The sequence below is a fragment of the Streptomyces sp. NPDC055287 genome (genome assembly GCF_053646035.1).
Genome location: NZ_JBSHNE010000003.1, coordinates 145,877 through 168,075 on the forward strand (window position 1 = coordinate 145,877; position 22,199 = coordinate 168,075).

A 22,199-nucleotide genomic window follows, 5' to 3' on the forward strand; every position below is an offset into this window, starting at 1 on the left:
CGTCGCTACGTCTGATGAGCGAGAGGAGCTCGCCAGACGAGCCGGCTGCCGCCCTCCGGCCGTGTCTGGATCTCCAACGTCCCGTCCAAGCTCTGCGCGCGCTCGGCCAGATTCTTCAGCCCGCTGCGCCGACCGTCGCGTGGAATGCCGACACCGTTGTCCGCCACCGTGAGGACCACCTCTTTCCCGGCTGCCTGCAGCGTCACCTCCACGCGGGTCGCGTGCGCGTGCCGGGCCGCGTTGCTGAGAGCCTCCTGGAGCGCCGCCATGACATGGTCCGCCACATGTGGTGGCACGTCCGTGTCCAGCAGTCCCTCCATGCTCAGGCGCGGCGGGTGCCCCAAGGGGATCGCGGCTTCGCCGACGGCCCGGGCCGCGCGTGCCCGCAGACTGGGGCCCGTCTCGTCGCCGTGCGTGCGCAGGCCGAAGATCGTCGACCTGATGATCTTGATGGTTTCGTCCAGGTCGCCGACAGCCCGCGTGACGCGCTCGGCCGCTCCCGGGTGCTCGATGAAACGAGCCGCGCTCTGCAGCGTCATTCCCGTGGCGAACAGCCGCTGGATGGCCAGGTCGTGCAGGTCACGGGCGATACGGTCCCGGTCCGCCAGCAGGGTCAGCTGTTCGGCGTCGCGCCGTCGTTCGGCCAGCTCCAGCGCGAGAGCGGCCTGCCCCGCGAAGCCGAGCAGCGGCTGGAGTTCGGCGTCCGTGAAAACGGGCTCTTCCGCAGAGCGTGCGAGAAGCAGCACACCGCGGGCCTCCCCAGCCGCCGTACCGAGCGGAACCGCCACGGCCGGCCCCAGCCCTTCGTATCTCCTCGGCCCGGCTGTGTACCGGGGGTCCTTCTCCAGTGCTCCGGTCGTCACGGGTGTGCCGGCCCGGTACGCCGCTCCCGAAAGCGTCCCTTCGACCGGCACGACCAGGCCCCGGCGCACATCACTGTCAGCTCCGACGGCCAGCTCCACGACCAGGTCGTCCGTGTCCGTGACGGGTACGGACACTTCCGCGAGCCGGGCCCCGGTGATCTCCCGGGCCCGCCGCGCGATCAGTGCCAGCACGGCCACCCGGGGGCTGCCGGACAGCAGGCTTTTGGTGATCTCCGCATTGGCCCCGAGCCATCGTTGCTGGCGCTGGGAGTCCTCGTACAGCCGAGCATTGTCGATGGCAACGCCTGCGGCCACCGACAGGGTGGAGATCACGGCTTCGTCCTCGGCGTCGAAGTCCTGCCCGCCCTGCTTGTCGGTCAGGTAGAGGTTGCCGAAAACCTCGTCACGCACACGGATCGGCACCCCGAGGAAGGTACGCATCGGAGGATGGTGAGCGGGAAATCCGTACGAAGCGGCATGCGCGCCGAGATTGGTGAGCAGCAGCGGCTCGGGGTTGCGGATGAGTTCACCGAGCAGTCCGTGCCCGGCGGGAAGATGACCGATCCTGGCGATCTGCTCCTGCGTCATGCCCACGGTCAGGAACTGGGAGAGGCTGCGTCCGTCGGGACCGATCACGCCCAGCGCCCCGTACTGCGCGTCCACCAGCAGGGCGGCCGCTTCCACGATCCGGCGCAGCACCTGTGCGAGGTCCAGTTCCCGGCCCACGGAGACGACGGCCTCCAGCAGGCTGTGCACGCGGTCCCGGGTGCCTCTGGCCGCGTTGATCCGCGCCTGCAGTTCCTCCAGCAGCTCATCCAGACGCAGCTGCGGCATCCGCGACAACGGCTCGTCCACGCCCACCGGCTCCCTCCTCAGGTCGGCTAGCGGCCCGAGACCAGCGTATCGGTCCGTCGCGGGACCGGTGCGGTGCCATGAAACGGCTGTGCGCTGCCATGGAAGGGCTGTGAAGCGAGGGCAGGCCGTTCCGGGGCCACACGCCGTGCCACGAGGGAGTGGCCCTCGCACGGCCACACGGGTTCTCTCACTGGTCCGGCAGGGTCAGCTCGACGGATGCGCCGGGTTGCACGGACATCTCCAGGTCCCGGAGTCGGACGTCGATGGGTGTCCGGTCAGAGGCGGGCACACCGATCTCGAGCTTCGTGGTCCGCGTGCGAAGGCGTACACCCCAGTGTCCGTGGTAGCGGATGGAGAACCCGTACTCGGACAGCTTCGGCGAGGGCACCGGGTCGAGCCACAGGGCTCCGTCCCGGGTTTCCAGGCCGGTCAGCCCGCGCTGGACCAGGTCGAGCGTGCCGGCCATCGCGCCGAGGTGCACACCTTCTTCGGTGGTACCGCCCTGCAGGTCGGCGATGTCACCCTCCAGCGCTTCCCGGAAGTACGTCCACGCGTCCTCGCGCCGTACGCGCGACAGCACCCACGCGTGGACGAGCCCGCTCAGCGTCGAGCCGTGGCTGGTGCGCCGCAAGTAGTAGTCGACTGTTCGGCTCCACGTCGCGTCGTCCAGTTCGTAACCGAGTCTTCGGAACAGATCGCTCAGTTCGGCGGGTGAGAAGAGGTAGCCGAGCATCAGGACGTCGGCCTGCTTTGACGCCTGGTATCCGTTGACCGAGTCTCCTTCGGCCTCCAGGATGCGGTCGAGGCGGCGGATGTCGCCGTAACGGGCGCGGTAGGCCTCCCAGTCGAGCTCCGCGAGGTCGCCGTATCCGTCGAACTGGCTGACAACGCCGCCGTGGAAAGGCACGTACATCCTGCGGGAGACATCCTCCCAGCGGGCGATTTCACCGTCGCCGATACCGGTCCGTTCACACAGTTCCAGTCGGCGCGGTGCGGGAAGCGCCCGGACCACGTCGGCTGCGCGGGCGACGACCCAGGCCGCGGTGACATTCGTGTACGCGTTGTCGTTCAGGCCCGGCACAGCCGATCCCGGGTACGCCTCGTGGTACTCGTCAGGCCCGACCACACCGCGGATCCGGTAGCGTCCCAACGCTTCGTCGTACGTGGCCGAGTCCGCCCAGAAGCGGGCGATCTGCGTCAGCATCTCGGCGCCCTTGGTCTCCAGGAACTCGGCGTCACCGCTCGCCTCGCAGTACTGCCAGATGTTGTAGGCGACGGCGGAGCCCACGTGGTGCTGAAGCCGGGAATGGTCGGGAATCCAGCGCCCGGAACGCGGGTTGAGGTGCAGCAGCTGGGTCTCCTCCCGGCCGTCGCTGCCGCTTTGCCAGGGATAACAGGCCCCGGACCGTCCGGCGTCGCGGGCGGCATTGCGGGCCGGTTCCAGCCTCCGGTAGCGGTAGAGGAGCAGGGCACGGGAGACTTCGGGAAAGTGCAGGTTCAGATAGGGCAGGACGAACAGCTCGTCCCAGAAGACGTGTCCGCGGTAGGCCTCTCCGTGCAGACCACGGGCCGGAACGCCCACGTCGAGATCCGCGGTGTGGGGTGACAGGGTCTGCAGTACATGGAAGAGGTGCAGCCGCAGGATGCGTCCCGCCTCTCCGGGCACGTCCAGGTCGGCTCTGCGCCACAATTGCCGCCAGGCGGCGGCGTGTGAGGTGAGAAGCGCCTCGAAGCCCGGCGCCCGGCCGACCCGGTCGACAGCGGCGTGCAGTGGATCGCTGATGGCCGGATCACGGGAAGTGTGCAGGGCCACGGTCTTGTCGACGACGGCGGTACGCCCCGTCGACAGGCTCAGGCGGAAGGTCTGGACGGCGCGCAGCGGCTCGTGAGCGGTGTGTACGCGTTCCGTGGCCTCTTCCGCGGTCGTACGGGCTGCCAGCCCGATGCGGATGTCCGACGTGCTGGTCCGGCAGCGCAGCCATACCGTGCCCGGGGCGGCGTCCCCGACGTCGACGTGGACGAGATGGCTTCCGTTCAGCTGCCGGTAGCGCGCCACACCGTTGTTGGTCACCGATCCGTCCAGGCAGGCTTCCACCTCGATGTCACCGGACCAGCCGTCGGCGGTGAACTCGGTGCGCAGCGCGGCAAGATGCGGGTCGGCCATGGAGACGAGACGCAGTTGCCGTACGTCCAGCGCGCGGCCGTCCTGAGCCACGTACCGCATCCTGCGCTCCAGCGTGCCCGTACGCAGGTCCAGAGTCTGGCCGTGCTCGACGAGTGCCCCACTGTCCGGCGTGAACCACTGAGCGGCCTCCTCTCCCCGGCCGGCTGCCGTGCGGAACCGAAGTGGCAGCCAGTTGGGCAGGTTGACCATGTCCTCGTTCTCGACCGGCCGCCCGGCCACGGTGGAGACGAGGCGGTTGTAGCAACCGGCCGCGTACGTGCCCGGGTGGTGCAGGGGGTCGGCCGCGCACTCGGGGGCCGCCCCGCGGGTCGCGAAATAGCCGTTGCCGAGCGTGCACAGCGCTTCCCGCAGCCGCTCCTTGGCCGGTTCGTACCCCGCGTACTCCCAGTTCCACTCGGGCATCGTCACTCCTTGACGTCCTCGGTGACCAGTTCGGACAGGTCCCGGACCACGATGTCCGCGCCGTGCCGCAGCAGCGCGGCACCGGTGTCCGGGCCCGCCGTACGGTCCACTCCCACCACCAGGCGGAATCCGCCGCGCCTGCCCGCTTCCACCCCGGCCAGGGCGTCCTCGACGACCGCGGCCTGCCCGGCGGGTACGCCGAGCCGACGGGCCGCCTCCAGGAAGAGCGCCGGGTCGGGCTTGCCCGGGAGGTGGAGCCGGGCGGCCTCGGAGCCGTCCACCAGAGCGTCGAAGAGCGGCAGGACTCCCGCGCGAGCGAGCAGCTCTGACGCGTGCCGGGACGCCGAAGCGGCGGCGAGGGGCACACCCCGCTCACGCAGCGCCCGCAGGAAACGCACGGTTCCGGGATAGGCATCGATGCCGCCCGTGCGCAGCCGCTCCGTGAAGATCCGCTCCTTGTACGCGGCCACGGCTGCGACCGTGCCGGTACCGGCCGGGTCGTCGGGCCGGCCGGGTGGCAGCGTCAGACCGCGGGACGCGAGGAACGAGGCAGCGCCGTCCAGGCGCGACTTGCCGTCCACGTAACGAAGGTAGTCGTCGCGGATGTCGAACGGCCGTCCGAGCCGGGGTTCCGCGGAAACGTGGTCCCGCAGACAGGCTTGGAAGGCCACCTTCCAAGCCGCTGCATGAACCCGCGCCGAGTCGGTGATCACACCGTCGGTGTCGAGGACGACCCCGCGCACCCCGCGCCAGGCTGCGGTCCGGCCGCTGCTCACGGCCACCATGCCCGGTGGACGGAACCGAACCCGACGGCGTTCGGACATAACGTCATCTCGGGTCTCCTGTTCGGTACGCAACTGGTGTCCCCCGGCCGGGCCAGTGTCCGAGCGACGCCGGGAGAAGCGGTGTCGGAGAAGCCGTCGGTTCTCCCGCACACGGGCATGCCTCCGCACATCCTGCCGAGCCCCCTGGTGCGCCCGGTGGAGGACACGCAGCCCCATGGGTCCCCGTTGACGGTCGATTCGTGGACGGCCGGGTACCCGCAGCCGTGGCGGCAGTCTCCGTGACCGGCCCGAACCAGCTCCGAATACCCCCCAGGGTATTCCTGTTAGAGTGAGGGACAGATACCCCCGGGGGTACATTTTCTGGAAGGAGCCGTAGCCGTGTTCTTCGTCGACACCTTGAAATTCGAAGGCCTGGGCAACCGCAGCTACCTGGCCGGCGGGCCGAGTACCGCAGTCGCGGTCGATCCGCCGCGGGACATCGATCAGGTGGTCGCGGCCGCGGCCCGGCGGGGGGTGCGGATCGCGTACGTGGTGGAGACCCACCTCCACAACGACTACATCACCGGCGGGCTGGAACTGGCCCGTGTCAGCGGGGCCCGCTACCTGGTCCCGGCCGGCGCTTCCGTGTCCTTCGCCCGCACGCCGGTCGCGGACGGGGACAGCGTCGCGGTCGACGAGAGCCTGACACTGCACGCGCTGGCCACTCCCGGTCACACGCCTCACCACACCTCCTACGTCCTGGAGGAGGACGGCCGCGGAGTGGTGGCCTTCACCGGCGGGTCATTGCTGATCGGCACGGTGGGACGGCCCGACCTGGTGGAACCGCGGCTGACCGGGCAACTGGCCCGCGCCCAGCACGCCTCCGCCCACCGCCTGGCCACCGAGCTCGACGACGACGTGGCCGTGCTGCCCACGCACGGCTTCGGCAGCTTCTGCTCCTCGTCCCAGGCCGAAGGGGAGGCCACCACGATCGGCGCCGAACGGGAGAACAACGAGGCGCTGACCCGCGACGTGGACACGTTCGTCGCCGAGATGCTGGCCGGTCTGGACGACGTACCGGCCTACTACGCGCACATGGGCCCGGCCAATGCCGCCGGGCCCGCCCCCGTGGATCTCACCCCGCCGCGTCAGGCAGACGCCGCTCAGATCGCTCAGCGCCTGGCGGCCGGGGAATGGGTCGTGGACCTGCGCAACCGCGTCGCGTTCGCCCAGGGGCACGTCGCAGGGTCGTTCAACTTCGAGGGTGGGGGGAAACCGGCCACCTACCTGGCGTGGCTGATCCCGTGGGGCAAGCCCGTCACCCTCCTGGGCGACACGCCTGAGCAGATCGCCGACGCGCAGCGGGAACTGGTCCGGGTCGGCATCGACCGCCCGGCCGCCGCGGCCACCGGAGACCCGCTCGACTGGGTGGCCCGCGAGCAGGAACTGCGGTCCTTCCGGCGCGCCACGTTCGCCGAGCTGAGCACCGTCCGCCAAGACGGTCGGGACATCGTGGTACTTGACGTGCGCCGTGACTCCGAGCGCTCCGGCGGATACATCGACGGCTCGGTGCACGTCCCCATCCACGAGCTGCACGGCCGTCTCGACGAGGTACCGCCAGGCGAGGTCTGGGTGCACTGCGCGGGCGGCATGCGCGCGGCGATCGCCGCCTCGCTCCTCGACGCGGCCGACCGCGCCGTGGTCGCCGTCGACGACGGCTTCGACGCCGCGACCGAAGCCGGGCTGCCCCTCGCCCTGCCCGACACGGACTGACGCCCGACCGCACCCGCCCTGACACGGAGTGATCACCCATGTTCTTCCGACGCCGCCGCGCCGGCCGCCGCACCCCTGCCCAGGCCCAGTACCAGGCCCACCAGAGCACCGCCGACGGCCGGCCCGTCATGCTCGACGTCCGCGAAGGCCCCGAATGCAGGGCTGGGCACGCGCCGGGCGCACTCCACCGGCAGCCGATCAGCCTCATGGCGGGGGCCACCGGTGTCATAGCGTGAGCCTGTTGATCCTCGCCCTCGCAGCGGGGGCCGTGGTCGGTCTGGCACTGGGCGCGCTGGGCGGTGGCGGCAGCGTCCTGGCGGTCCCTGCCCTGATCTACCTGCTCGGCTTCACACCGGCGGCCGCCACCACCGCAAGCCTCCTGATCATCACCGCCACCTCGCTCACCGCCCTGTACGGTCACGCCCGCAGCGGCCATGTGCGCTGGAAAGCGGGCGCTCTGCTCGCGGCCGCCGGGCTCCTGCCCGCGGCTGCGGCCGGGGCCGCGGCCTCCCGGCTGCCCCAGCCGGTGCTGACCATCGCGTTCGCCGCCGTCGCCGGGCTGGCCGCCGTCAGGATGCTGCGCCCCGCCCGCGAGGCGGTCGGCGGAGGCGCTGCTGCCCTGCGGTCGGCCAAAGCGGCCGGGACCGGTGCGGGGCTGGGCGCACTGACCGGGCTGCTGGGTGTGGGCGGTGGCTTTCTCGCCGTACCGGCCCTGGTCACCGTTCTGGCCTTCGAGATGCAGGCCGCGGTCGGTACCAGCCTTCTGGTCATCTCGGCCAACTCGCTCGCCTCCCTGGCCACGCGCGGCGCCACCGCCGGGGGCCTGGACTGGGCGGTGATCGCACCTTTCACAGGGGCCGCGATCCTGGGCGCCTGGGACGGAAAGCGCCTGGCCGCCAACGTCTCAGGGGCCCTCCTGCAACGCGCCTTCGCGGCGATGCTGCTGGGCGTGGCCGCGTTCATGCTCATCGATACGATGACGTGACCCCGCCCCCAACCTGGCGGGTTCCGGTCTAAGCCAGCGACAGGAAGAGTTTCTCCAGGCGAGCCCGCATCTGCTCACGATCGCCACTGGCGGCCATGTCCGCATCGGTCAGACAGTGCTGGAGACCGGTGGCGATGATCGCGAAACCCGCCTTGTCCAGTGCGCGGGAGGCCGCGGCGAGCTGCGTGACCACGTCCTCGCAGTCCCGGCCCTCCTCGATCATCTTGATCACTCCGGCGATCTGGCCCTGCGCCCGGCGCAGCCGGTTGACCACTGTCTTCAGTTCCTCGGCCGCCATCGCCAGTTCCACAGCCACTCCTTCGATATACCCCTGTGGGTATCCTACCCCGAGGGACGCATCCCGAAATGAAGAGGAATATCCAGTGAGCACCACTGCCATCGCCCCCGACCGGGCCCGCGCCAGGCTGCACGAGCTGACCGTCATCGACGTGCGCACGCCCGGCGAGTACGCCTCCGGCCACCTGCCCGGCGCCCACAACATCCCCCTCGACCACCTCGCCGCCGCCCTGCCCGCGCTGAAGAAGGCGGCCGCCCGCGGCGATCTCCTCGTGGTGTGCGCCTCCGGCGCCCGCTCCGCACAGGCCTGTGCGGCACTCGCCGAGCACAGCATCGCGGCGGCCACCCTCACCGGCGGTACCACCGCCTGGAGGCAGCTCGGCCACGACATCCACCGACCCGACGACGCCGGCGCGACCTGGGCCATGGAACGTCAGGTCCGCTTCGCCGCGGGAGCCCTGGTGCTGGCCGGACTGCTCACCGGACAGCGCCGGCCGGCCGCACGCTGGCTGTCCGCGGGCGTCGCCGGGGGGCTGGTTTTCTCCGCCCTCACCGACACCTGCGGCATGGCCCGCGTCCTGGCCAAGCTCCCCCACAACCAGCCTCGCGCCACAGATCTGCAGGCCACCCTCGCGTCCCTGACCGACTGAGCCCGGCGCACGCGCCGACGCCGGCGTCACCGCACGCGGGCAACTCCTGCGACGGTCGGCCTCAACGGCGTACGCGCGGCATCCCGAGGCCGATCCAGGAGATGATCTCGCGCTGGATCTCGTTGTTCCCGCCGCCGAAGGTGAAGATGACGGCGCTGCGGTACCCGCGTTCCAGTTCTCCGTGCAGGACGGCGCCCGCCGATCCCTCCTTCAGCGGGCCTGCCGCGCCGACGACCTCCATCAGCCAGGCGTAGGCGTCGCGGCGTGCCTCGGAGCCGTAGACCTTCACCGCGGAGGCGTCGTGGGGGGTGAGCGTGGCGTTCTGGAGAGCGGACACCATCTGCCAGTTGAGGAGCTTCATCGCGTCGAGCCTGGTGTGGGTCTTCGCGAGGCGTCCGCGGACCCAGCCTAGGTCGATGACGCGGCGCCCGTCGGCGAGCTTGGTACCGGCTGCCCAGCGCTGGACGTTGTGCAGCGCGCGGATGGCCATGGTCCCGTGGGCGGCGAGGGTGACCCGTTCGTGGTTGAGCTGGTTGGTGATGAGCCGCCAGCCCTTGTTCTCTTCGCCGACGCGGCGGGAGAGGGGGACGCGGATGTTCTCGTAGTAGCTGGCGGTGGTGTCGTGCGAGGCGAGAGTGTTGATGAGGGTGCAGGAGTAACCGGGATCGCTCGTCGGCACGAGCAGCATGGTGATGCCCTTGTGGGGCGACGCGTCCGGGTCGGTGCGGACGGCGAGCCAGACCCAGTCCGCGGTGTCGCCGTTGGTGGTCCAGATCTTCTGCCCGTTGACGACATACTCGTCGCCCTCGCGCACGGCGCGGGTCTTCAGCGCGGCGAGGTCGGTGCCCGCGTCGGGCTCGCTGTACCCGATCGCGAAGTCGGTCTCGCCGGAGAGGATCCCGGGGAGGAAGTACGCCTTCTGTTCGTCCGTACCGAATTGCATGATGGTCGGGCCCACGGTGTTCAGGGCCATCAGCGGCAACGGCACGCCGGCCTGTGCGGCCTCGTCGAAGAAGATGAACTGCTCCATCGGCGAGAGCCCTCGCCCGCCGTACTCCGCGGGCCATCCGACACCCAGCCAGCCGTCCGCGCCGAGGCGGCGGACGGTGGCGCGGTAGAAACGCTTCTGCGCCGCCGGTTCGGCGTACCGGGCGTAGGCGTTGTCGGGTACGAGCTCGGCGAAGTACGCACGCAGGTCGGCGCGCAACCGCGTCTGCTCAGGCGTGTATTCGAGGTGCACGGCCCCTCCAGAGTCTCGCGTTCCCTACGGCGGCGCACACACTAGAACGCGTTTCAAAAATCTGGAAGGGCTTCCCGCACCCGATCGCTGTCGTTCCGCTGGTCCGCCGGCAGTTCGGACATCGTCCCGGCTGCCTCCGCACAGCAGGTGTGGAAGACCCGGGCGACAGGGGCGCCCGTCGGCCGCAGGGCTGCGGGAAGCGCGCCCACCCGGAACAGGTGCCCATCAGAATGTCGCCCATGGTCAGTCGGTGGACAGCGCCTCCAGGAGCTCACCGACCTGTGGTGAGGGAAGTGCCTTGGCGACATCGGCCTGGGCGACCATGCCGACCAGCCGGTGGCCGTCGAGCACGGGGAGCCTGCGCACCTGGTGCCGCGTCATTGTGCGGAGCACCTGCTCGACACTGTCGTCAGCCTGCACGAACACCGGCTCGCCCTGGGCGAGTTCGGCCGCCTTCGTCACGTTCGGGTCCTTGCCCGCGCCGATTGCACGCACCACGATGTCGCGGTAGGTCAGCATGCCCATGAGCTTGTCGTCCGTACCGCAGACGGGCAGGGCGCCGACACCGAGCCGCGTCATCGTCCTCGCGGCGTCCGCCAGGGTTTCCTGATCACCCACGCACTCCGTGCCCTTGGACATGATCTGGCGTGCGGTCGTCATCGTCCCTCCCGCCGCGGAATTGACGGCCCGTTCGCTGGAATCCGCCGGGGGCCCGGACGAGGACCCGGCAGCCGTTCTGCGGCGGTGGCTCGTGTCGCACCACGGGTAGCGACGGCTGCGCCGGCAGGTGCAGACGGCCACCATGAACCGGTCGGAGCGGGCGGTCGTGCCGTCCGCCAGCGTGATCTCGACCGGCCCCTCCACGAGCACCGGGCCGTGCGGGTCCACGACGACCCGCCGTGCCGTACGGCCGCCTTGTCCACGGGAACTCTCAGCTGCGCCAGGCACGGATCACCACCAGTTCCTCCTTCTCCTCGCCCGGGTCCACCAGACCCCGCGCCTGCAGCCACGCGGCGTGCCGCCGCATCACCGGCCCGTACGGCACCGCCTCGCGGGCCACGGGCCCGGCGCGCAGCCCCTGGGCGGTCAGGGCCTCCACGGTCGCGTCCACACCGGACAGCGCCGACTGCACGAGCAGGAGTACGCCGCCGCTCCTCAGCAGGGGCGGCGCCTGTACACACAGCCGGTCCAGCACCGCCCGGCCGTCCGCGCCAGCCCACCAGGCCAGGTCGGCTCCCTTCGACGGTACGCCGCCGGGCGAAGCGACGTACGGTGGGTTGGAGAGGATCAGGTCGAAGCTCCGCCCCGCGAACGAGCTCAGCAGGTCGCCGCGGTGAACCCGGATCGGATGTCCTCGCAGCCGGGCATTGAGCCGGGCCGCGAGGACGGCTCTGCGCGACAGGTCGGTCGCGGTGACACTGGCCGCGCCGCACTGGGCGGCCACCAGGGCGAGCGCACCCGTACCGGTGCCGACGTCGAGTACGTCGGCACCGGGCATCCGCGGCTCCTCCCGGGTCACCCGTGCGAGGAGTTCGGTGTCTTCCAGTGGGGCGTAGACACCAGGTGGTCTGAGTAGGCGCATGGGACGGGGGTACCTCGAAGAGCCCTGGTCATAACGGCCCCTGCCGTAAGGAGCTACAAATGAGGGATGACCCCGCCCGCCCCCATTCGTACTGGATGGAGTACGGCGACGCAGCGGCCCACCCCCCGCCGCCCGACGGCCTCGACGTGGACGTGGCGGTGATCGGCGGAGGCATCGCGGGGATCTGCACCGCCTGGGAGCTGGCCCGGGCCGGAAAGAGTGTGGCTCTGCTGGAGGCGGACCGTATCGCCGCTGGGGTCACCGGCAACACGACGGCCAAGCTTTCGGCGCTGCACGGGATCATCTACCAGCGGCTCCGCGGCACGCGCGGCAAACAGGGCGCCGCGCTGTACGCGCGTTCACAGCAGGACGCCATCGGACATGTGGTGGCCGTCTGCGAGGAACTCGGGATCGATTGCGATCTGGAGCGCACCCCGGCCTTCACCTACGCCGAGACGCACGCGCAGGCCCTCACGGTCGAGACGGAGGCGGAGGCCGCGCGCGCCGCCGGCCTGCCCGCGTCGTTCGTGAAGGAGACCGGTCTGCCGTTCCCCGTCGCGGGCGCGGTGCGCGTGGAGGAACAGGCGCAGTTCCATCCGCGCAAGTACCTGTACGCGCTGGCCGCCGATCTGGAGCGGCGCGGCGGGCAGATCTTCGAGGGCACCAGGGTCGTCGGGCTGCGCGAGGGCGAACCGTGCCGGCTCACGACCGAGGACGGCCGCACCGTCTCGGCCCGCGATGTCGTGGTCGCCACGCACTACCCGGTCTTCGACAGGTCACTGCTCTTCCCCCGCCTGAAGCCGCACCGCGAGCTGGTGGTGGCCGGGGTGATCCCGGCCGCGCAGGACCCCGGGGGGATGTATCTGACGCCCGCGGGATCGACGCGTTCGGTGCGGACCGCTCCGCACGGCGAGGGCGAGCGGCTGCTCATCGTGACGGGTGAGAAGTTCACCCCTGGAGCGGGCCGTGTCGAGGAACGGTACGAACGGCTGGAACAGTGGACCACGCAGCGCTTCCCGGACGTACGGCTCACGCACCGGTGGGCCGCCCAGGACAACGAACCGACGGACGGCGTGCCCTTCGTGGGCGCGCTGCATCCGCGCGCGCACCACGCCTTCGTGGCGGCCGGCTTCAACGGCTGGGGCATGGCGAGCGGTGTGATGGCCGGCAAACTGCTCGCCGCGCGGATCACCGGGCAGAAACTCCCCTGGACCGACCTGTACGACCCGGTACGCCTCCAGCCGCTGAAGGAGGCCCCGGCGCTGATGCGGTTCCAGGCCGCGGCGGCCGGGCACTTCGTGGGCGACCGGCTGCCCTTCGTCACGGGTAGCGGGCCCGCCTCTGCCATCGCGCCCGGCTCGGGTGCGGTGGTGCGCAGCGGCGCCCGTCACGTGGCGGTGCACCGTGACGACGCGGGTGAGCTGCACGCGCTGTCGGCCCGGTGTACACACCTGGGCTGTCTGGTGCGGTTCAACGACGGCGAACGCACCTGGGAGTGCCCGTGCCACGGCTCCCGGTTCGGGATCGGCGGCGAGGTGCTCCAGGGGCCCGCCGTACACCCGCTGGAACGGGTCCATGATTTCGAGGACGAGGACACATGACGGCTGCCGCCGAGCTGCCCCCCTCTCGCGGTCCCCTGTCGCGCGCCGTGCGGGAGATACTGCTCGGGACTCCTCCGCCCGCCGGCCCGCTGCTCGACGAGGCCGCTTGCGCGGACCCGTTCGGGGACGATCTCCAGTTGGCCCTCTACATGGCGTACGAACCGCACTACCGGGGCTTTCGGGGTGTCTCCGACGCACGGGAGTGGGACCTGGACCTGCTGCGGCTGCGCGGCGCCATGGAGGGCGTGTTCCTGGGCGCGCTGCGCGAGACGGCGTCCGGCGGGGACGACGTGACGGCCGAGCTCGACGCGCTGCTCGTCGAGCCGGTGGAGGGGCACGGCGTTTCGCACGAACTGATGCACGACGGCACCTGGGAGCGGATGCGTGAGTACCTCGCCCACCGCTCGCTCTACCAGCTGAAGGAGGCCGACCCGCAGGCGTGGGTGATCCCCCGGCTGGAGGGGCAGGCGAAGGCTTCGCTGGTGGCGGTGGAGTTCGACGAGTTCGGCGGCGGCCGCGGCGCGCACGTGCACGCGAGGCTCTTCGCCGGCCTGATGGAGGGCGCGGGGCTGGACGCGCGCTACGGCCTGTATCTGGAATTCGCGCCCGCCGTCACCCTCGCCCCCGTCAACGCCATGACGCTCTTCGGACTGCGCCGGGCGCTGCGCGGAGCCTCCGTGGGGAACTTCGCCACGCTGGAGATCACCTCTCCGCCGGGCGCGCGCCGGATGGCGAAGGCCCTGGAGCGGCTGGGCGCCGGCGAGGAGTGCACGCGTTTCTTCACCGAGCACATCGAGGCGGACGCCGTGCACGAGCAGGTGATGCGCCGCGATGTGATCGGGGATCTGCTCGCCAGGGAGCCGGAGCTGGCCGGGGACGTCGCGTTCGGCATCCGGGCGAGCGTGCTGCTGGAGTCGCGCTGGGAGGAGCACGTCCTCGGCGCGTGGCGGGAGGGCGGGGGTTCGCTGCGTCCCGGCGCGCCCGGCATCAGCGGCCCGGCCCGGCCCCGATGAGTTCCAGAGCGTGTGTCAGGCCGTTCGGGCGATGCACGCCCTCTGTGGGGCGCGTACGGGTCCAGCCGGGCCCGGCTACCAGCACGGCGGGCCTGGTGCGCGCGCCCCTGATGCCCCGGGCCGTGGCGCGTACGAGGCGGGCCAGGGCGCGGTCGGCCGTGGCGCGTGTCTGGGACCAGAGCACGACGCTGAGCGGCCCGGTCCTGCGTACGGCCTCGGACAGGGCGCCGACGGGCACCGCGGCCCCGAACATCCGCACCGGCGTTCCGCGTTCGCCGAGGGCCGCGGCGAGGGCCTCCAGGGCGAGGGTGTGCGCCTCCCCCGGGGCGCAGGCGAGCAGGACCGGGGGGTCGTGGCTCTCCGTGCCGCCCGTGGGGCGATGGTGCCGCAGGGCGCAGGAGATGTGCCACGACAGGAGGTGTTCGGCCTCTACGTACCGTTCGCCGGCCTCGTCGCCGCCGGTGGCCCACGTGCGGCCGATGGCGCGCAGGGCGGTCGTCATCACGTCTTCCCAGGCTCGGACGAGTCCGTACTCGGCGACGGCGGAGGCCAGGAGAGCGTCGAGCCGCGGCGAGTCGAGCCGTACGGCGGCCCGGGACAGACCGCGCGCCACCCGTGTGACGTCCGCGCCGTCCGCGCCGTCCGCACGCAGCGCCCTGTCGGCCTTGTCCTCCGTGTACGCCGTGTACGCCGGTGACGTCCCGCCCGGAGCGGTGCCGGCGGGCGGCGCGTTCCCAGGGGACGCGTTGCCGGTCGTCCTCGGACCGGGGACGACGGCTGGGGGGAACGGGCCGTCCTGCGCCGCGTCCCGGGAACGGGCCAGCCGGGCGGCCTCGGCCGGCGCGACGCCCCGGGCGGTCAGCAGGCACATGCGCTCCAGTACAGCGACATCGGCGGGGGTCCAGCGCCGGTGCCTGCCGCCTTCCCGTGCGGCGGGCCCGAGCCCGTAACGCCGGTCCCAGGACCGCAGTGTCGTCGGCGCGACACCCAGCCGCAGGGCGAGCGCCCCGGTGGTCAGTCCGGCGTCCTGCGAGGGCTGTCGTGCCACGTCCATGCACGGACGATACGACGCACGAACGACGCGGGTTGCCCACTCCGGCGAGCCCACCCGAAGGTGTTCCCGTGCAGGACGGCGGCGGGTCGGCGAATCCCGGTGGCATCCGTGTGGTCGGTGACACGGATGCCACCGGGGACCAGGGCGTGCGGGACGTGGAGTCACGTCCCGCACACGCGGAACGGGCCGCCGCGCAGGGAGGCGTCACGGGTGCAGCGGCCCCCGTGGCGCCGGGCGGCCGCCCGGCCCTCTTCAGGGCTCCCCCCGGGGCCGGGCGGCCCGAGCACGCGCTCCGCCCCGCACAGAACGGCCTGTGCGGGGCGGAGCGCGTGAGTACCGGTGTGGCGTCGTGCGGCACTAAGGAAGCTGTGTGTCGATCGCCGCTCGGCCCTCCTTCTCCAGCCGGCGCCTTGCCCACTCCAGAGTCGCCGGGGTCACGTCGCGCCCCGAGGAGAGCACCAGGTCCTCGGGCGTGACGTCATCGGTGGCACCGGTGTGCAGCAGGCTGTCGGGTGTCACCTCCGACGGCTTCGGCCTCGAAACGGATTCCTCGCTCATACCGCCTCCTTGTTTCGTCCTCAGTGGGCATTCTGGTTCTCGCGTACCCGCACCGCATCCGGTGAACATCCCGCGGCCCTGCGGTGTTCTCACGTTCCGGATGCGAGGGGCGGCCGCCTGCGGGAGCGTGGGCAATGTGGGCAGCCCAATCGGGCCGAACGAGGCACGGAGTGGGACACATGAGCGAAGACAACACGGTTCCCCCCGAGGACGACGGCGTTCTGGACGCACAGGACACGCTCGAGAGCGACGACCTGGAGTACGACCCCCTCGACGCGGGCATCGCACCCCCCGAGCACTGGTCACCCGCGGAGTTCTTCGGCAACACGGCGGAGGAGGCGCACCAGGGCGAGTCGCTGGACCAGCTGCTCTCCGAGGAGGAGCCGGACATCGATCCGGACGCCCCCGACGAGGACGAAGAGGAAGACGAACTCAAGGGCCTCGACGAAGAACTCGAGGGTCTCGACGAGGAACTGGAAGACATGTAGCCGACGGCTACGCGGGCGACTGGCCCTGACCGGCCGGACCGCCCTGCCCGCCCTGCCCCTCCTGCCCGCCCTGCCCGAAGCGCCGCTCGAACCGCGCGATCCGCCCCTCCGTGTCCACGGCCCGGGCCTTGCCGGTGTAGAACGGGTGGCTCTCCGAGGAGATCTCGACATCGACGACGGGGTACGTGTTGCCGTCGTCCCACTCGATGGTGTTGTCGCTGGTGGCCGTCGACCGGGTGAGGAACGCGTATCCCGCGGCCCGGTCCCTGAAGACCACTTGCTGGTAGGAGATGCTGGCGTCCGGCTTCACATCTGGCTCCTTGCCTCGTAGTACGGGGGTAAGCGCGTACGGGTCGGGCCTTCCCAGGCTAAGCCGGACGGCGCCGGTCGGCATCCGTCGCCGCCGCGCCCCCTCTCCCGTGCCCGGCAGGCCCCCTGAACGTGGCGCGGTAGGCGCTCGGCGAGACCCCCAACGCGGCATGCAGATGCTGGCGCAGCGAGACCGCCGTACCGAAGCCGGCCGCGGCCGCCACCCGGTCGACGGGCAGGTCCGTCTCCTCCAGCAGCTGCCGGGCACGGTCGACGCGCTGCCCGGTGAGCCACTGGAGCGGCGTCTGTCCGGCCTCCTCGCAGAACCGGCGCGAGAACGTGCGGGTGCTCATCGCGGCGCGGTCGGCGAGCTCACGCAGGCTGACGGGGCGGTCCAGGTGCCGCAGGGCCCACGCGCGGGCGGGCCCGGTGGACGACCGGCGGGGGGCGGTGACGGGCCGCGCGATGTACTGCGCCTGGCCTCCGTCCCGGTGCGGCGGGACGACCGTGCCGCGGGCCACCTCGTTGGCGACCGCCGAGCCGTGGTCGCTGCGGATCATGTGCAGGCACAGGTCGATTCCGGAGGCGACACCCGCCGCCGTGAGTACGCCGTCCTCGTCGGTGTAGAGCACGTCCGGGTCGACGCGCACGTCCGGGTGGAGCCGCTGGAGATCGGCGGCGGAGCGCCAGTGCGTCGTGGCGCGCCTGCCGTCGAGCAGCCCGGCCGCCGCGAGGACGAAGGAGCCGGTGCAGATGGAGGCGATGCGGGCGCCCGGGCGGATCCGGCTCAGGGCCTTCGCCAGGCCGGGCGGCAGGTGGGGCGCGGCGCGGGGCGTGTAGTCCTCGTCGGACGCCGGGACCATCACGGTGTCGGCCTCGGCGAGGAGGTCCGTACCGTGCGCGACACGAACGGTGACGTCGGCGTCCGTGCGCACGTCGCCGGGCTCGGGGGTGCAGGTCAGGACCTCGTACAGGGGCTGACCCGAGGCAGTGAGAGCCTGTCTGAACAGGCGGTGGACGATGCCCAGTTCCATGGTGAGCAGACCGTCCCGGACGAGGACGGCGACGCGGTGCGGGTCTCCCGAGCTCCTGAACCCTGGCAGGGGCGGCGTACTGACTGACATGGCGAGATTCTTTCACATGGCGACCATCTCGCCACTGGTCCGGGGCGGCCCACGGGCGCAGGGTCGGACGCATGGTTGAGATCACTCGCATCAGGGAGAGTTCACGGAAGCGGCCGCCTGCCCGGACACGGGTGCACCGGGCCTGGGTGGTCGCCGCGGTCGCCGCCCTCGCGATCGTCACGGCCGGGGCCTTCACCACCATGGCGGGCCTACTGGTCGGCCCGCTCCACCGGGAGTTCGGCTGGTCGCGCTCCACGATCGGGGTGGGCGCGTCGGTGAACATGGTCCTGTACGGCCTCACCGCGCCGTTCGCGGCGGATCTGATGGACCGCTTCGGGATGCGCCGGGTCGTCGGAGGCGCGCTCGGCGCCGTCGCGACGGGGGCGCTGTTCACCACGGTCATGACGGAGCCCTGGCAGTTCGTACTCTGCTGGGGCGTCCTGGTCGGTACGGGCTGCGGGTCGATGGCGATGGCGTTCGCCGCGACCGTCACCGAGCGGTGGTTCGTACGCCGCCGCGGACTGGTCACCGGTGTGCTCACCGCGGCGGGCGTGTTCGGGCAGTTCGTGTTCCTGCCGTTGCTCTCCTGGGTCGTCGAGCGGTACGCGTGGCGCGCCGGAACGGTGACGCTCGTGGTGGCGGCGCTGGTCACCCTGCCGCTCGTGCTCCTGCTGCTGCGCGATCGTCCGACGGATGTCGGACTACGGCCGTACGGGGCACACGAGGTCGCCGCGATTGCTTCCCGGGAACGGCCCGCGCCCGTTCCCGGGCCGGCGCGGCGAACCGTATCCGTGCTCGTACGGTCGGCGCGCACCGGTCCCTTCTGGCTGCTGGCGACGACCTTCGCGATCTGCGGCGCGTCGACGAACGGCGTCATGTGGACCCACTTCACCCCCGCCGCGCACGATCACGGCATGCCCGCCACCGTCGCCTCGTCGCTGCTCGCGACGATCGGCGTCTTCAACGTCGCGGGAACCGTCGCCTCGGGCTGGCTGACCGACCGTTTCGACTCCCGGCGCCTGCTCGCGGCGTACTACACGCTGCGCGGCCTCACGCTGCTCGCCCTGCCCCTGCTGCTCACGGCCGACGCCGGGACGCCCCTGGTCGCGTTTGTCGTGGTCTTCGGGCTGCTCGACGTCGCCACGGTGCCGCCGACGCTCGCCCTGTGCCGGGAGTTGTACGGCAGGGACAGCGCCGTCGTCTTCGGCTGGGCAGGAGCGGCCCACCAACTGGGCGCCGGACTGGCCGCGTTCGCCGGCGGCGCGGTCCGGGACGCGTTCGGTTCGTACGACCCGCTCTGGGTGGGGGCCGGCGCGCTGTGCGGGGCGGGTGCGCTGCTGGCCCTGATGGTCGGACGGCCGCGCGCGGCGGCATGAGGAGGACCCGGCGGCCTACCCCGCCCAGGGGGCACGCAAGCAGCGCCGACCAGAATTCAGGCAAAAGCGTTAGTACATAGGGAAACTGACCGTAATCGGCCTGTACGGTTCACCGCATGGACGGGGTTCGGGGCGCATGCCCCTTCGGGGAAGAACTGCGGCGTCTGCGAAGCGAGCGCGGCATCTCGCTCACCGCGCTGGCCCGGTCGATCCACTACAGCAAGGGCTATCTGAGCAAGATCGAGAACGGTGGCAAGCCGCCGACACCCGACGTGGCCAGGCGCTGTGACGAGGCACTGGGCGCGGGCGGCGCCCTGGTGCGGCTGGTGGCCGACGTACCCCCCGCGCGTCGGCCGGCCCCGCCGCAACTGCCCGGCCCGGCCGACGTGGTGTGCCCGTACCGGGGTCTCGCGTCCTTCGGCCCCGAACACGCGCGGTGGTTCTTCGGGCGGGAGCGGGCGACGGCCGAGCTGGTGGGCCGGCTCGCCGAGCGAGCGGGCAGCGGCCCGCTCGCGGTGGTCGCCTCCTCGGGGGCGGGCAAGTCCTCGTTGCTGCGGGCCGGTCTGTTGCCCGCGCTGCGGCGCGGGGCGCTGCCCGTCGAGGGGTCGGGCGGCTGGCCGGTGGTGGTGTGCACGCCCACCGCGCATCCGCTGAAGGAACTGCTGCGGTGCGTGACGGAGGCGCTGGGGACGGGCCTCGGGGCGAGTCCGGAGTCGTTGCGGGCGCGGCCGCGGGAGCTCGCCGACGCCGTACGGCCGCTGCTGGCGGCGGGGCCGGGGCGACTGGTGCTGCTGGTGGACCAGTTCGAGGAGACGTTCACGCTGTGCGCGCAGGAGGCGGAGCGGCGCGCGTTCGTGGCCGTACTGTCCGCCCTCGCCTCCCCTGCCGAGGGGGACGACGCGTGCCCGCCCGGTGTCGTGGTGCTGGGGGTCCGGGCCGACTTCAGCGGCCGGTGTCTGGACCATCCGGAGCTGGCGGCCGTCTTCTCGCACGGCCTGTTCGCGCTCGGCCCGATGACCGGCGCCGAACTGCGTGAGTCCATCACGCTCCCCGCCCAGCGCGCGGGGCTCACTTTGGAGGCCGGTCTCGTCGGCCTGCTGCTGCGCGATGTGGGAGCCAGGGGCGCCGGGCAGGGCGGTCAGGACGACCTCACGCCGGCCTCGCCCGGCGCGCTGCCTCTGCTCGCCCACGCGTTGCTGGTCACCTGGCAGCAGCGCACCGACCGGACGCTGACCGTCGCGGGCTACGAGACGACCGGCGGCATCCACGGCGCGATCGCGCGAACGGCCGAAGCCGTGTTCACCCGGCTCCAGCCCGCCGAGCAGGACACGGCGCGGCGGGTATTGGAGCGACTGGTCCAGGTCGGCGCCGGGGACGGCAGCGGCAATGGGGGCGGGGACAGCGACGCGGCGACCCGGCGCAGGGCGAGCCGCGAACTGCTACTGGAGCAACTGCCCGACCGCCGTGCGGTGGAGACGGCGCTCGACGCGTTCGTACGGGCGCGGCTGATCACCGTGGACAGCGACGCGGTGGAGATCACCCACGAGGCGCTGCTGCGTGCCTGGCCCCGGCTGCGCGGCTGGATCGGCACCAACCGGGCCGGGCTGCTCATCCACCAGCAGCTCGCCGAAGCCGCGGCCGAGTGGGTGCGCGAGGACCGCGATCCCGGACTCCTGTACCGGGGGACGCGGCTCGCCGCCGTACAGGAATGGGCGGAGCGGGCCGACGGAGGGGCCGGACTCGGTCCGTACGAAACCGAGTTCCTCGACGCGAGCCGCGCGCAGGAGGTGGCCGGGAAGCAGGCCCGGCGGCGCCAGGTCCGCACCCACCGCAGGCTGCTGGTGCTGCTGGGGGCGCTGCTCGTACTGGCACTGCTCGCGGGCGGAACGGCGTTCCATCAGAGGTCCCGCGCCGTCGACGAGCGCCGGGTCGCCCAGTCGCAGGCGATGGCGGTACGGTCCGGCGCGCTGGCGGCGGGGCAGCCCGAGGCGTCGGTGCGCCTGGCGGCCGAGGCGTACCGCACGGCGCCCACCACTGAGGCGCGCGGCGCGCTGCTCAGCACCCAGGCACAGTACTTCGCGGGTCGTCTCGCCGGGCACACGGGTCCGGTCAACGGTGTGGCGTTCAGCCCCGACGACAAGCTGCTGGCGTCGGCCAGTTCGGACGGCACCGTACGGCTGTGGGGAGGGGCGGACCACCGTCGTCCCGTGGACACGCTCACGGGCCACGGCGGCCCGGTCATCTCCGTCGCGTTCAGTCCGGACGGGCGGCTGATCGCGTCGGCGGGCTACGACGGGGCCGTACAGCTCTGGAATGTGGCGGACCGTCAGCAGGCCGGGACGCTGCTCGGCCACGGCGGCGCCGTGCGGTCGGTCGCCTTCGGTCCGGGCGGACGGACCCTCGTGTCGGGCGGCGCGGACCGGACGGTGCGCCTCTGGGACGTGCCGCGCCACCGGGTGCGGGCGACACTGCGGGGGCACACCGACAGCGTGTACGGGGTCGCGTTCGGCCCGGACGGGCGCAGCGTCGTATCGGGGGGCTCCGACCGTACGGTCAGGATCTGGGACGTGGCCGGGCGCAGGGCACGGGCGACGCTGCGGGGGCACACCGACGGCGTGCTGGGGGTGGCCTTCGGCCCGGACGGCCGCAGCGTCGCCTCGGGCAGTTCGGACCGTACGGTCAGGATCTGGGACGTACGCCGCCACCGCGTCCGCGCCACTCTCACCGGTCACAGCGACGACGTGAACGCGGTGGCGTACGGCAGGGACGGGGCCACCGTCGTCAGCGCCGGCGGGGACGGCACGGCGAAGGTGTGGGACACGGCGAGCCACCGGGTGACCGCCACGCTGGCCGGGCACACGGACTACGTGCTGGGGGCCGCCGTCGGCCGGGGCAATGTCGTGGCCACGGCGGGCTTCGACCAGTCGGCGGTGCTGTGGGACCTGGACCGGGCCGCGCTGACCGCGCGCCCGTTCGCCGAGGCCTGGCAGTCGGCGGTCGCGCCGGACGGGCGGCTGGTGGCGTCGGCGAGCGTGGATCGTTCGGTCAAACTGTGGGACTTACGCCGCCACAGACTCCTC

The 22,199-nt window shown here is 72.0% G+C and carries 20 protein-coding genes; 9 read left to right on the plus strand and 11 right to left on the minus strand.

Annotation, left to right across the window (positions count from 1 at the left end; genetic code table 11):
• Nucleotides 1-5 precede the first annotated feature (5 nt).
• The 3 genes from ACWIHY_RS06840 to ACWIHY_RS06850 form a co-directional block, all read right to left on the minus strand.
• On the minus strand, nucleotides 6-1,724 hold the full coding sequence (locus ACWIHY_RS06840) for a GAF domain-containing protein (protein ID WP_454374555.1): 1,719 nt from the start codon (nucleotides 1,722-1,724) through the stop codon (nucleotides 6-8).
• A 181-nt stretch (nucleotides 1,725-1,905) separates the two neighbouring features.
• On the minus strand, nucleotides 1,906-4,305 hold the full coding sequence (locus ACWIHY_RS06845; protein ID WP_454374556.1) for a glycoside hydrolase family 65 protein: 2,400 nt from the start codon (nucleotides 4,303-4,305) through the stop codon (nucleotides 1,906-1,908).
• Nucleotides 4,306-4,307: 2 nt separating this feature from the next.
• Entirely contained in the window at nucleotides 4,308-5,090 is a 783-nt protein-coding gene (locus ACWIHY_RS06850) for an HAD family hydrolase (protein ID WP_454374557.1), read from the minus strand.
• Between the two features lie 378 nt (nucleotides 5,091-5,468).
• Between ACWIHY_RS06850 and ACWIHY_RS06855 the strand changes: the two genes are divergently transcribed.
• From ACWIHY_RS06855 to ACWIHY_RS06865, 3 genes are read left to right on the plus strand one after another with little or no spacing between them, the layout of a single operon-like run.
• Nucleotides 5,469-6,842: an MBL fold metallo-hydrolase gene (locus ACWIHY_RS06855; RefSeq protein ID WP_454374558.1), complete on the plus strand. Its 1,374-nt coding sequence runs from the start codon at nucleotides 5,469-5,471 to the stop codon at nucleotides 6,840-6,842.
• A gap of 38 nt (nucleotides 6,843-6,880) precedes the next feature.
• On the plus strand, nucleotides 6,881-7,078 hold the full coding sequence (locus ACWIHY_RS06860) for a hypothetical protein (protein ID WP_454374559.1): 198 nt from the start codon (nucleotides 6,881-6,883) through the stop codon (nucleotides 7,076-7,078).
• Nucleotides 7,075-7,827, plus strand: coding sequence for a sulfite exporter TauE/SafE family protein (locus ACWIHY_RS06865; RefSeq protein ID WP_454374560.1), 753 nt, complete (start codon nucleotides 7,075-7,077; stop codon nucleotides 7,825-7,827). The genes ACWIHY_RS06860 and ACWIHY_RS06865 overlap by 4 nt, the downstream gene beginning before the upstream one ends.
• Before the next feature lie 28 nt (nucleotides 7,828-7,855).
• On the opposite strand, the gene ACWIHY_RS06870 is transcribed toward ACWIHY_RS06865, so the two are convergent.
• Nucleotides 7,856-8,137 carry a metal-sensitive transcriptional regulator gene (locus tag ACWIHY_RS06870; protein ID WP_018845516.1) on the minus strand — a complete coding sequence of 94 codons (282 nt, stop codon included), beginning with the start codon at nucleotides 8,135-8,137 and terminating at the stop codon, nucleotides 7,856-7,858.
• 73 nt (nucleotides 8,138-8,210) lie between these two features.
• On the opposite strand from ACWIHY_RS06870, the gene ACWIHY_RS06875 reads away from it, so the two are divergent.
• Complete coding sequence (locus tag ACWIHY_RS06875) at nucleotides 8,211-8,774, plus strand: rhodanese-like domain-containing protein (protein WP_454374561.1); 564 nt, start codon at nucleotides 8,211-8,213, stop codon at nucleotides 8,772-8,774.
• A gap of 61 nt (nucleotides 8,775-8,835) precedes the next feature.
• Here ACWIHY_RS06875 and ACWIHY_RS06880 read toward each other — a convergent pair whose 3' ends face one another.
• The 3 genes from ACWIHY_RS06880 to ACWIHY_RS06890 all read right to left on the minus strand — a co-directional run bounded on the left by ACWIHY_RS06880 (nucleotide 8,836) and on the right by ACWIHY_RS06890 (nucleotide 11,596).
• Entirely contained in the window at nucleotides 8,836-10,014 is a 1,179-nt protein-coding gene (locus ACWIHY_RS06880; RefSeq protein WP_454374562.1) for an acyl-CoA dehydrogenase family protein, read from the minus strand.
• A gap of 243 nt (nucleotides 10,015-10,257) precedes the next feature.
• Complete coding sequence (locus tag ACWIHY_RS06885; RefSeq protein ID WP_454374563.1) at nucleotides 10,258-10,962, minus strand: CBS domain-containing protein; 705 nt, start codon at nucleotides 10,960-10,962, stop codon at nucleotides 10,258-10,260.
• The gene (locus tag ACWIHY_RS06890) at nucleotides 10,946-11,596 is read right to left on the minus strand and encodes a HemK2/MTQ2 family protein methyltransferase (protein WP_454374564.1); all 651 of its coding nucleotides are present in this window, start codon (nucleotides 11,594-11,596) and stop codon (nucleotides 10,946-10,948) included. The genes ACWIHY_RS06885 and ACWIHY_RS06890 overlap by 17 nt, the downstream gene beginning before the upstream one ends.
• Before the next feature lie 59 nt (nucleotides 11,597-11,655).
• Here ACWIHY_RS06890 and ACWIHY_RS06895 point away from each other — a divergent pair, with 59 nt between their 5' ends.
• Together ACWIHY_RS06895 and ACWIHY_RS06900 are read left to right on the plus strand one after the other, a co-directional pair.
• A complete protein-coding gene (locus ACWIHY_RS06895; protein WP_454374565.1) occupies nucleotides 11,656-13,197 on the plus strand; it encodes an FAD-dependent oxidoreductase in 1,542 nt (513 codons plus the stop codon).
• Nucleotides 13,194-14,210 (plus strand): iron-containing redox enzyme family protein, encoded by a 1,017-nt coding sequence (locus ACWIHY_RS06900; RefSeq protein ID WP_454374566.1) that lies wholly within the window; start codon nucleotides 13,194-13,196, stop codon nucleotides 14,208-14,210. Before ACWIHY_RS06895 ends, ACWIHY_RS06900 begins: the two co-directional genes overlap by 4 nt.
• Here the strand turns inward: ACWIHY_RS06900 and ACWIHY_RS06905 are convergent.
• Both ACWIHY_RS06905 and ACWIHY_RS06910 read right to left on the minus strand, forming a co-directional pair.
• On the minus strand, nucleotides 14,185-15,264 hold the full coding sequence (locus tag ACWIHY_RS06905; protein ID WP_454374567.1) for a MerR family transcriptional regulator: 1,080 nt from the start codon (nucleotides 15,262-15,264) through the stop codon (nucleotides 14,185-14,187). The genes ACWIHY_RS06900 and ACWIHY_RS06905 overlap by 26 nt on opposite strands.
• A gap of 357 nt (nucleotides 15,265-15,621) precedes the next feature.
• Nucleotides 15,622-15,822, minus strand: a complete 201-nt coding sequence (locus tag ACWIHY_RS06910) for a hypothetical protein (RefSeq protein ID WP_028812157.1) — start codon at nucleotides 15,820-15,822, stop codon at nucleotides 15,622-15,624.
• Between the two features lie 179 nt (nucleotides 15,823-16,001).
• Here ACWIHY_RS06910 and ACWIHY_RS06915 point away from each other — a divergent pair, with 179 nt between their 5' ends.
• Nucleotides 16,002-16,310 (plus strand): hypothetical protein, encoded by a 309-nt coding sequence (locus ACWIHY_RS06915; RefSeq protein WP_454374568.1) that lies wholly within the window; start codon nucleotides 16,002-16,004, stop codon nucleotides 16,308-16,310.
• A gap of 7 nt (nucleotides 16,311-16,317) precedes the next feature.
• Here ACWIHY_RS06915 and ACWIHY_RS06920 read toward each other — a convergent pair whose 3' ends face one another.
• A complete protein-coding gene (locus tag ACWIHY_RS06920) occupies nucleotides 16,318-16,620 on the minus strand; it encodes a type B 50S ribosomal protein L31 (RefSeq protein WP_454374569.1) in 303 nt (100 codons plus the stop codon).
• Between the two features lie 58 nt (nucleotides 16,621-16,678).
• Entirely contained in the window at nucleotides 16,679-17,743 is a 1,065-nt protein-coding gene (locus ACWIHY_RS06925) for a GlxA family transcriptional regulator (protein ID WP_454374570.1), read from the minus strand.
• Nucleotides 17,744-17,814: 71 nt separating this feature from the next.
• On the opposite strand from ACWIHY_RS06925, the gene ACWIHY_RS06930 reads away from it, so the two are divergent.
• On the plus strand, nucleotides 17,815-19,119 hold the full coding sequence (locus tag ACWIHY_RS06930) for an MFS transporter (RefSeq protein WP_454374571.1): 1,305 nt from the start codon (nucleotides 17,815-17,817) through the stop codon (nucleotides 19,117-19,119).
• 116 nt (nucleotides 19,120-19,235) lie between these two features.
• Nucleotides 19,236-22,199: nSTAND1 domain-containing NTPase (locus tag ACWIHY_RS06935; protein WP_454374572.1), on the plus strand; the 2,964-nt coding region annotated here is incomplete at its 3' end.